Here is a 10006-nt window from a genome sequence, read left to right as displayed (position 1 = left end):
GGGGCCACGCCCGCTCCCACAGGGCTCGGCGTCAAGCCTGGGTCAGGTGTCGTTCATCACCTTTACGTTAACGTAAACCTGCCTTCGGTCGCTGTCAATCGACTCATCACCTTTACGTAAACGTAAATCTGCGCCAGAGTATTCCCGCTTGCTTCAGCCGTGCCCAGAACAACCACAAGAAGGGACACCCATGAGTCAACCAAGCTATACCCGCGGTCGCCAGGACCAACCGCTGCTGACCCTGACCATCGGCCAGGCGTTCGATGCCACCGTGGCCCGCTGTGCCGATGGCGAAGCCCTGGTCTCGCGCCACCAAGGCCTGCGCTACAGCTGGCGGCAGCTGGCCGAGCAGGTCGAATTGCATGCCCGTGCGCTGATGGCGCTGGGGGTGAACACCGGCGAGCGCGTCGGCATCTGGTCGCCCAACTGTGCCCAGTGGTGCATCCTGCAACTGGCCAGTGCCAAGGTCGGCGCCATCCTGGTCAACATCAACCCGGCCTACCGCGTGGGCGAGCTTGAATATGTACTGCGCCAGTCCGGCTGCCGCTGGCTGGTGTGTGCCGATGCCTTCAAGACTTCCGATTACCACGCCATGGTCCAGCAACTGATACCCGAGCTGGCCGCTGCCATACCGGGTGAACTGGCGAGTGAGCGGCTGCCGGACCTGCGTGGCGTGATCAGCCTGGCGGCCAATCCCCCTTCAGGCTTCCTGCCTTGGCAAGCACTCGCCGGGCGGGCAGGGCAGACCTCCCGCGAAGCGTGCGGTGCGCGCCAGCAGAGCCTGCAGTTCGACCAGCCGGTGAACATCCAGTACACCTCCGGTACCACCGGCGCACCCAAAGGTGCCACGCTCAGCCACTACAACATCCTCAACAACGGTTTCATGGTCGGCGCCAGCCTGGGCCTGAGCGAACGTGACCGCATGGTGATCCCGGTGCCGCTATACCACTGCTTCGGCATGGTCATGGCCAACCTCGGCTGTATCACCCACGGCAGCACCATGATCTACCCCAACGACGCCTTCGACGCCGAACTCACCCTGCGCGCCGTGGCCGAGGAGCGTGCCAGCATCCTCTACGGCGTGCCGACCATGTTCATCGCCATGCTCGACCACCCGTTACGGGCCCAGGTGGACCTCTCCACCTTGCGCAGCGGCATCATGGCCGGCGCCACCTGCCCGATCGAGGTGATGCGCCGGGTCATCGACCAGCTGCACATGGCCGAAGTGCAGATTGCCTATGGCATGACCGAGACCAGCCCGGTGTCGCTGCAAACCGGCCCGGACGACGATCTGGAACTGCGCGTTACCAGCGTTGGCCGTACCCAGCCGCAACTGGAGAACAAGGTTGTAGACGCCGACGGCTGCATCGTCCCGCGTGGGCAGGTCGGCGAGCTGTGCACCCGTGGCTACAGCGTGATGCTCGGCTACTGGGACAACCCGCAGGCCACGGCGGAGGCCATCGACCCGGCCGGCTGGATGCATTCGGGCGACCTGGCGGTGATGGACGAGCAGGGCTATGTGCGCATCGTCGGGCGCAACAAGGACATGATCATTCGCGGTGGCGAGAACATCTACCCGCGCGAGCTGGAAGAGTTCTTCTACACCCACCCGGCGGTGGCCGATGCGCAGGTGATCGGCATTCCGTGCAGCCGCTATGGCGAGGAGATCGTCGCCTGGATCAAGCTGCATCCGGGGCACAGCGCCACGGTCGAGGAGTTGCAGGCATGGTGCAAGGCGCGCATCGCGCATTTCAAGGTGCCGCGGCATATCCGTTTCGTCGACGAATTTCCAATGACGGTGACCGGTAAGGTGCAGAAGTTCCGCATGCGCGAGATCAGTGTGGCGGAGATCTCGGCGGTTACTGCTGGTTGATGCGTTGGCTGTTCCGGCCTCTTCGCGGGCACGCCCGCTCCCACCGGTGCTTCACTGCCCTGGGGCCCTGTGAAATACCTGTGGGAGCGGGCGTGCCCGCGAAGAGGCCGGCCCTGTCAGCACAAAATCCTGGTCTACCCTTAACCCTTCACCGGTGGCTCCTGGCTCGGCGGGTCACCTACCGTCGGCGGCACGGTTGGCTTGATCGGCAGCTCGTCCGGGTCTTCTTCCGGCACGGGCGGCGGCAGGCTCGGGTCGTCGATGTTGGGGTCGGGTGTTTCCGGTGGAATGGGAATGTTCATGGCCTGACCTCGCGTGGGTAATTGAAGAGGTGCTGCAGGCTTCGACCCCTGCCGTTGCCGTTCGCTCAATTTTTTTGAACCCCCGCGCCTGCGCATGGCTCTGAACCCTTACTGCCACCAGCCCAAGGGAGCAAGGCCTGATGTCTCTGAAAGAGCCCTTCGAAAGCGTGCCCATGGCCAATGACCATCCGGACCAGGTCATCAGCCTGTCGCAGGCCCTGCTGGCGCCGCGCATTGCCATCGAGGACACCCAGCCGGTGCTCGAAGGCGGCGCATTCGCGGCCAAGGCCATCAGCAACCAGCCGGTTGCAGTCAGCAGCAAGGTATTCAGCGACGGCCACGACCGCATGGCGGTGATGCTGAACTGGCGCCAGGCCGGCAGCCGGCGTATTCATTGCGTGCCAATGACCTCGGCGGGCAACGACCTGTGGCTGGCCGAGTTCATACCCACCGAAATCGGCCCGCACCTGTTCAGCATCGAGGCCTGGATCGACCCCTTCGCCACCTATTGCCATGACCTGGAGAAAAAGTACCAGGCCGGCGTAAACATCAGCCTCGAACTCGAAGAGGGGCGCCTGCTGCTCGGCAAGGGCATCGAGCTGAGTGGCGGAGCCTTGCGCGACCAGTTGCAGGCACTTGCCGAGCGGCTGCCGAGTCTCGCCGAAGACGACCAGGTCGCCTTGTTCCTGGGGGCCGAGGCCACGCGGCTGATGGCCGAGGCCGAGCACCGCAGCTACCTGACCCGCAGCATCGAGTACCCCTTGGATGTGGACCGACCGGCTGCTCAGTTTGCCAGCTGGTACGAGCTGTTCCCGCGCTCCTGCACCGACAGCCCCGAGCGCCACGGCACCTTCAGCGATGTGCATCAGCGCTTGCCGATGATCCGCGACATGGGCTTCGATGTGCTGTATTTCCCGCCCATCCACCCGATTGGCAGCAAGCACCGCAAGGGCCGCAACAATTCCCTGCAGGCCCAGCCCGGCGACCCCGGCAGCCCGTATGCCATCGGCAGTCCGGAGGGCGGCCACGACGCCATTCACCCGCAGCTGGGCAGCCGGGAGGATTTTCGCCGGCTGGTCTCGGCAGCCGCCCAGCACGGCCTGGAAATCGCCCTGGACTTCGCCATCCAGTGCTCGCAGGACCACCCGTGGCTGCAGGAACACCCCGGCTGGTTCAGCTGGCGCCCGGATGGCACCATCCGCTACGCCGAAAACCCGCCGAAGAAATACCAGGACATCGTCAACGTCGACTTCTATGCCCCCGATGCGGTGCCGGGCCTGTGGCTGGCCCTGCGCGACGTGATCATCGGCTGGGTCGAGGAGGGGGTGAAGACCTTCCGTGTCGATAACCCGCACACCAAGCCACTGCCGTTCTGGCAATGGCTGATCGCCAATGTGCGCAGCCACTACCCGGACGTGATCTTCCTCGCCGAGGCGTTCACCAAGCCGGCGATGATGGCGCGCCTGGGCAAGGTCGGGTACGCGCAGAGCTACACCTATTTCACCTGGCGCAATACCAAGCAAGAGCTGCGCGAGTACTTCGAACAGCTCAACCAGCCGCCCTGGAGCCAGTGTTACCGGCCCAATTTCTTCGTCAACACGCCGGACATCAACCCGTTCTTCCTGCAGCATTCCGGGCGCGCCGGCTTTCTCATCCGCGCCGCCCTGGCGACCATGGGCTCGGGCTTGTGGGGCATGTATTCGGGCTTCGAACTGTGCGAGGCGGCGGCTTTGCCGGGCAAGGAGGAGTACCTCGACTCGGAGAAGTACGAGATCCGCCCGCGCGATTACACCCAGCCCGGCAACATCATCGCCGAGATCGCCCAGCTCAACCGCATCCGCCGGCAGAACCCGGCACTGCAGACCCACCTGGGCGTGGCGTTCTTCAACTGCTGGAACGACAACATCCTGTACTTCGCCAAGCGCACGCCCGAGCGCGACAACTACATCCTGATCGCCATCAGTCTCGACCCGCACAACGCCCAGGAGGCGCACTTCGAACTGCCGTTATGGGAGCTGGGGCTGGATGACAACGCCGAGACCCATGGCGAGGACCTGATGAACGGCCACCGTTGGTCCTGGTATGGCAAGACCCAGTTCATGCGTATCGAACCCTGGCACCTGCCATTCGGGATCTGGCGTATCGAAAAGGCCCGCTGAGGGCCGAATGCTTCGGGGCTGCACGGCAGCCCGAAAACCAGGCAACACGGCCCGCAGAACTGAAAGGAGTCGCACATGGCCAAGCGTTCCCGCCCGGCAGCCTTCATCGACGACCCGCTGTGGTACAAGGACGCCGTCATCTACCAGTTGCACGTCAAGTCGTTCTTCGATTCGAACAACGACGGCATCGGCGATTTCGCCGGCCTGATCAGCAAGCTCGACTACATCGCCGAGCTCGGCGTCAACACCCTGTGGCTGCTGCCGTTCTACCCCTCGCCACGGCGTGACGACGGTTACGACATCGCCGAATACAAGGCCGTGCATGCCGACTACGGCAACCTTGCCGACGCCCGCCGCTTCATCGCCGAGGCGCACAAGCGCGGCCTGCGGGTAATCACCGAGCTGGTCATCAACCACACCAGCGACCAGCACCCCTGGTTCCAGCGCGCTCGCCACGCCAAGCGCGGCAGCAAGGCAAGGGACTTCTACGTGTGGTCGGACGACGACCAGAAATATGACGGCACGCGCATCATCTTCCTCGACACCGAGAAGTCCAACTGGACCTGGGACCCGGTCGCCGGCCAGTACTTCTGGCACCGCTTCTATTCGCACCAGCCGGACCTCAACTTCGACAACCCGCAGGTACTCAAGGCGGTGATCGGTGTCATGCGCTTCTGGCTCGACCTGGGTGTCGATGGCCTGCGCCTGGACGCCATCCCCTACCTGATCGAGCGCGACGGCACCAACAACGAGAACCTCGCGGAAACCCACACAGTGCTCAAGGCGATCCGCGCCGAGATCGACGCCAACTACCCGGACCGCATGCTGCTGGCCGAAGCCAACCAGTGGCCGGAAGACACCCGGCCGTACTTCGGTGAAGGCGAGGGCGACGAATGCCACATGGCCTTCCACTTCCCGCTGATGCCGCGCATGTACATGGCGCTGGCCATGGAAGACCGCTTCCCGATCACCGACATCCTGCGCCAGACCCCGGAGATCCCGGCTAATTGCCAATGGGCGATCTTTTTGCGCAACCACGATGAGCTGACCCTGGAAATGGTCACCGACCGCGAACGCGACTACCTGTGGAACTATTACGCCGAAGACCGCCGCGCGCGCATCAACCTGGGCATCCGTCGGCGCCTGGCGCCGCTGTTGCAGCGTGACCGCCGGCGTATCGAACTGCTTACCAGCCTGCTGCTGTCGATGCCCGGCACGCCAACGTTGTACTACGGCGACGAGCTGGGCATGGGCGACAACATCTACCTCGGCGACCGGGATGGCGTGCGCACGCCCATGCAATGGTCGCCGGACCGCAATGGCGGCTTCTCCCGCGCCGACCCGCAGCGCCTGGTGCTGCCGCCGATCATGGACCCGCTGTACGGCTACCAGACAGTCAACGTCGAGGCCCAGGCCAACGACCCGCACTCGCTGCTCAACTGGACCCGGCGCATGCTGGCGGTGCGCAAGCAGCAGAAGGCCTTCGGCCGTGGCAGCCTGCGTACCCTGACGCCGAACAACCGGCGCATCCTCGCCTACATCCGCGAATACACAGACGCCGACGGCAATAGCGAAGTGATCCTGTGCGTGGCCAACGTCTCGCGTGCCGCCCAGGCCGCCGAACTGGAATTGTCACAGTACGCCGGCAAGGTACCGGTGGAGATGCTGGGCGGCAGCGCCTTCCCGCCCATCGGCCAACTGCCGTTCCTGCTGACCTTGCCACCCTATGCCTTCTACTGGTTCCTGCTGGCCGAACACGATCGCATGCCCAGCTGGCACATCCAGCCCACCGAGGGGTTACCCGAATTGACTACGTTGGTATTGCGCAAGCGCATGGAAGAACTGCTCGAAGCACCTTCCAGCGACACCTTGCAAGGCGCCATCCTGCCGCACTATCTACCCAAGCGTCGGTGGTTCGCCGGCAAGGAAGGCCCGATTGACCAGGTGCGCCTGTGCTACGGCGTGCGCTTCGGCACCGCCACCACGCCGGTGCTGCTCAGCGAGATCGAAGTGCTCAGTGGCGCGGTGGCCACGCGCTACCAGCTGCCGTTCGGCCTGCTGCCGGAAGAGCAGATCAGTACCGCCTTGCCGCAGCAGCTGGCCTTGTCGCGGGTGCGCCGGGCCCACCAGGTGGGCCTGATCACCGACGCCTTTGTCCTCGAACCGTTCATCCGCGCTGTACTGCGTGCCTGTCACGACGGCCTGCGCCTGCCTTGCGGCCGCGGCGAGGGCGAACTGCAGTTCGCCAGTACCGACCAGCTGGCCGGCCTTGAGCTCAACGATGACAGCAGCGTGCGCTACCTTAGTGCCGAGCAATCCAACAGTTCGGTGGTAATCGGCGACAAGGTGGTGCTCAAGCTGATCCGCCGGGTCAACCCGGGCGTGCACCCAGAGCTGGAAATGAGTGCCTACCTGACCGCCGCCGGCTTTGCCAATATCTCGCCGTTGCTGGCCTGGGTCAGCCGCGTGGACGAGCAGGGCGCGCCCCACCTGCTGATGATCGCCCAGGGTTACCTGAGCAACCAGGGCGATGCCTGGGCCTGGACCCAGAACACCCTGGAACGGGCCATCCGCGACCAGATGGAACCAGCCAGCCTCGATACCGAGGTGCACACCGACGCACTGGCCGAACTGACCGGCTTTGCCGCCTTGCTCGGCCAGCGCCTGGGCGAGATGCACTTGCTGCTGGCCGCGCCGAGCGACGACGAGGCGTTCCAGCCGCGGCCGAGCGATGCTGCCGACAGCGAGCGCTGGAGTGCGCAGATCGGTGCCGAACTGACCCACGCCCTCGACCTGCTGGTGCAGCACCGTGAGCACCTCGACAGCGACAGCCAGGCGTTGGTCGACGACCTGCAGCAACAGCGCGACGGCCTGGCCCAGCACATTGCCGAGCTGACCCGCCAGGCCCAGGGCGGCCTGCTGATGCGCGTGCACGGCGACCTGCACCTGGGCCAGGTGCTGGTGGTGCAGGGCGATGCCTACCTGATCGATTTCGAAGGTGAGCCGGCCCGGCCGCTAGAGGAACGGCGGGCGAAACACAGCCCGTACAAGGACGTCAGCGGCGTGCTGCGATCGTTCGACTATGCTGCTGCCATGATCTTGCGCAGCGCGTCTGCGGTCGACCTTTCCGACCCGGCGCGGCAGGCCCGGCAGCGGGTTGCCAGGCAGTACCTGCACCAGTCGCGGCATGCCTTTGTCGAAGCCTATGGGCTCGCCACCGCGGCCATGCCCCATGCCTGGCAGCAGGCCGAAGGCGAACGTGCCGCACTGGAGCTGTTCTGCCTGGAAAAAGCTGCCTACGAAATCACATACGAAGCCGAAAACCGTCCAAGTTGGCTGGCCGTGCCTTTGCATGGCCTGCATGGACTGATCAGTACCTGGGGAGAGTCAGCATGAACGTAACAACGCGTGAAAACGGCGGCCTTCGGCAACGGGACCTCGACGCCCTGGCCCGCGCCGAGCACGCCGATCCATTCGCAGTACTCGGCCCCCATGGCGACGGCGCGGGCGGGCAGGTGATCCGTGCCTTCCTGCCGAATGCCCTGAAAGTGAGCGTCCTGGCCCGCCATGACGGGCGCATCCTGGCCGAAATGGAGCAGGGCAGCCTGCCAGGCTTGTTCACCGCGCACCTCGACCAGGCGCACCCGTACTTGCTGCAGATCGCCTGGGCCGGTGGCGAGCAGATCACCGAAGACCCCTACAGCTTCGGCCCGCAACTAGGCGACATGGACCTGTACCTGTTCGCCGAGGGTAACCACCGCGACCTGTCCGGGCGTTTCGGCGCCCAGCCGACGCAGGTCGATGGCGTCGACGGTGTGTGCTTCTCGGTGTGGGCGCCCAATGCGCGGCGCGTCTCGGTAGTGGGCGACTTCAACAACTGGGACGGCCGTCGCCACCCGATGCGCCTGCGCCACAGCGCCGGGGTGTGGGAGCTGTTCGTACCGCGCCTGGGCGTGGGCGAAACCTACAAGTACGAGGTACTGGGCAAGGACGGCATCCTGCCGCTGAAGGCCGACCCGCTGGCGCGTGCCACCGAGCTGCCACCGAGTACCGCGTCCAAGGTGGCGGGAGCGCTCGGTCACGCCTGGCAGGACCATGACTGGATGGCGCAACGTGCGCAGCGTCATGCCTACAGTGCGCCGCTATCGATCTACGAACTGCACCCGGGGTCGTGGCGCTGCGAACTGGATGAAGCGGGCGATATCGGGCGTTTCTACAACTGGCGCGAACTGGCCGAACGCCTGGTGCCCTACGTGCAGGAACTGGGCTTCACCCACATCGAATTGCTGCCGATCATGGAGCACCCGTTCGGCGGCTCCTGGGGTTACCAGCCGCTGTCGCTGTTTGCGCCCACCTCGCGCTACGGTACAGCCGAAGACTTCGCCGCCTTCGTCGATGCCTGCCACCAGGGCGGCATCGGCGTCTTGCTCGACTGGGTGCCGGCGCATTTCCCCACCGACGAACACGGCCTGGCGCGTTTCGACGGCACTGCCCTGTACGAGTACGACAACCCGCTGGAAGGCTACCACCAGGACTGGAACACGCTGATCTACAACCTCGGCCGCAACGAAGTGCGCGGTTTCATGATGGCCTCGGCGCTGCACTGGCTGAAGCACTTCCACATCGACGGCCTGCGGGTCGATGCAGTGGCGTCGATGCTGTACCGCGACTATTCGCGCAAGGCCGGCGAGTGGGTCCCCAACCGCCATGGCGGGCGCGAGAACCTGGAGGCCATCGACTTCATCCGCCACCTCAACGGCGTGGCAGCCCATGAGGCGCCGGGGGCGCTGATCATCGCCGAGGAGTCCACTGCCTGGCCTGGTGTCAGCCAGCCAACCCAGCAGGGTGGCCTGGGCTTTGCCTACAAGTGGAACATGGGCTGGATGCACGACACCCTGCATTACATCCAGAACGACCCGGTGCACCGCACCTACCACCACAACGAGATGAGCTTCGGGCTGATCTATGCCTATTCCGAGCACTTCATCCTGCCCATCTCCCACGACGAAGTGGTCCACGGCAAGCACTCGCTGATCGACAAGATGCCCGGCGACCGCTGGCAGAAGTTCGCCAACCTGCGCGCCTACCTCACCTTCATGTGGGCGCACCCGGGCAAGAAGCTGCTGTTCATGGGCTGCGAGTTCGGCCAATGGCGTGAGTGGGACCACGACAGCGAGCTGGACTGGTACCTGCTGCAATACCCCGAGCACCAGGGGGTGCAGCGCCTGGTCAGCGACCTCAACCGGCTGTACCGGGACATACCTGCGTTGCATGAGCAGGATTGTCAGCCGCAGGGCTTCCAGTGGCTGATCGGTGACGATGCGCAGAACAGCGTGTATGCCTGGCTGCGCTGGAGCAGCAATGGTGAGCCGGTGCTGGTGGTGGCCAACTTCACTCCGGTGCCGCGCGAGGGTTATCGCATCGGCGTGCCGTTTGGCGAACGCTGGCAGGAGCTGCTGAACAGCGATGCCGAGCTGTATGCCGGGTCGAATGTCGGCAACCTGGGGGCGGTGGCAAGCGAAGCGCTGCCGAGCCATGGGCAACCGCTGTCGCTGGCGCTCAACCTGCCGCCGCTCGGGGTACTGATGATGAAACCGGCCTGATCTTCTGCCTCTTGGCGGGCATGCCCGCTGCCACAGGGATGGCGCCAGCCTCTGGCCCGGTGCTATCCC

5 protein-coding genes are annotated in these 10006 nt (G+C 64.9%); 4 read left to right on the top strand and 1 reads right to left on the bottom strand.

Translation table 11 applies throughout. From position 1 onward, the window contains the following. Positions 1–190: 190 nt before the first annotated feature. Complete coding sequence (locus tag QSV36_RS16305; RefSeq protein ID WP_289133265.1) at positions 191–1873, top strand: AMP-binding protein; 1683 nt, start codon at positions 191–193, stop codon at positions 1871–1873. A gap of 140 nt (positions 1874–2013) precedes the next feature. Here QSV36_RS16305 and QSV36_RS16300 read toward each other — a convergent pair whose 3' ends face one another. Further along, the gene (locus QSV36_RS16300) at positions 2014–2175 is read right to left on the bottom strand and encodes a hypothetical protein (RefSeq protein WP_170030651.1); all 162 of its coding nucleotides are present in this window, start codon (positions 2173–2175) and stop codon (positions 2014–2016) included. Positions 2176–2315: 140 nt separating this feature from the next. On the opposite strand from QSV36_RS16300, the gene QSV36_RS16295 reads away from it, so the two are divergent. The 3 genes from QSV36_RS16295 to glgB all read left to right on the top strand — a co-directional run bounded on the left by QSV36_RS16295 (position 2316) and on the right by glgB (position 9937). Further along, complete coding sequence (locus QSV36_RS16295) at positions 2316–4334, top strand: alpha-1,4-glucan--maltose-1-phosphate maltosyltransferase (RefSeq protein WP_289133262.1); 2019 nt, start codon at positions 2316–2318, stop codon at positions 4332–4334. Positions 4335–4409: 75 nt separating this feature from the next. Beyond that, positions 4410–7730, top strand: a complete 3321-nt coding sequence (treS, locus tag QSV36_RS16290) for a maltose alpha-D-glucosyltransferase (RefSeq protein WP_289133261.1) — start codon at positions 4410–4412, stop codon at positions 7728–7730. Beyond that, positions 7727–9937 carry a 1,4-alpha-glucan branching protein GlgB gene (gene glgB, locus QSV36_RS16285; protein ID WP_289133259.1) on the top strand — a complete coding sequence of 737 codons (2211 nt, stop codon included), beginning with the start codon at positions 7727–7729 and terminating at the stop codon, positions 9935–9937. The genes treS and glgB overlap by 4 nt, the downstream gene beginning before the upstream one ends. Positions 9938–10006: the final 69 nt, after the last annotated feature.

The organism is Pseudomonas sp. BCRC 81390, from assembly GCF_030341915.1.
Taxonomy (GTDB): domain Bacteria; phylum Pseudomonadota; class Gammaproteobacteria; order Pseudomonadales; family Pseudomonadaceae; genus Aquipseudomonas.
The sequence above is the reverse complement of the archived record's forward strand: the minus strand, read 5'-3'. Positions and strand labels throughout refer to the sequence as shown.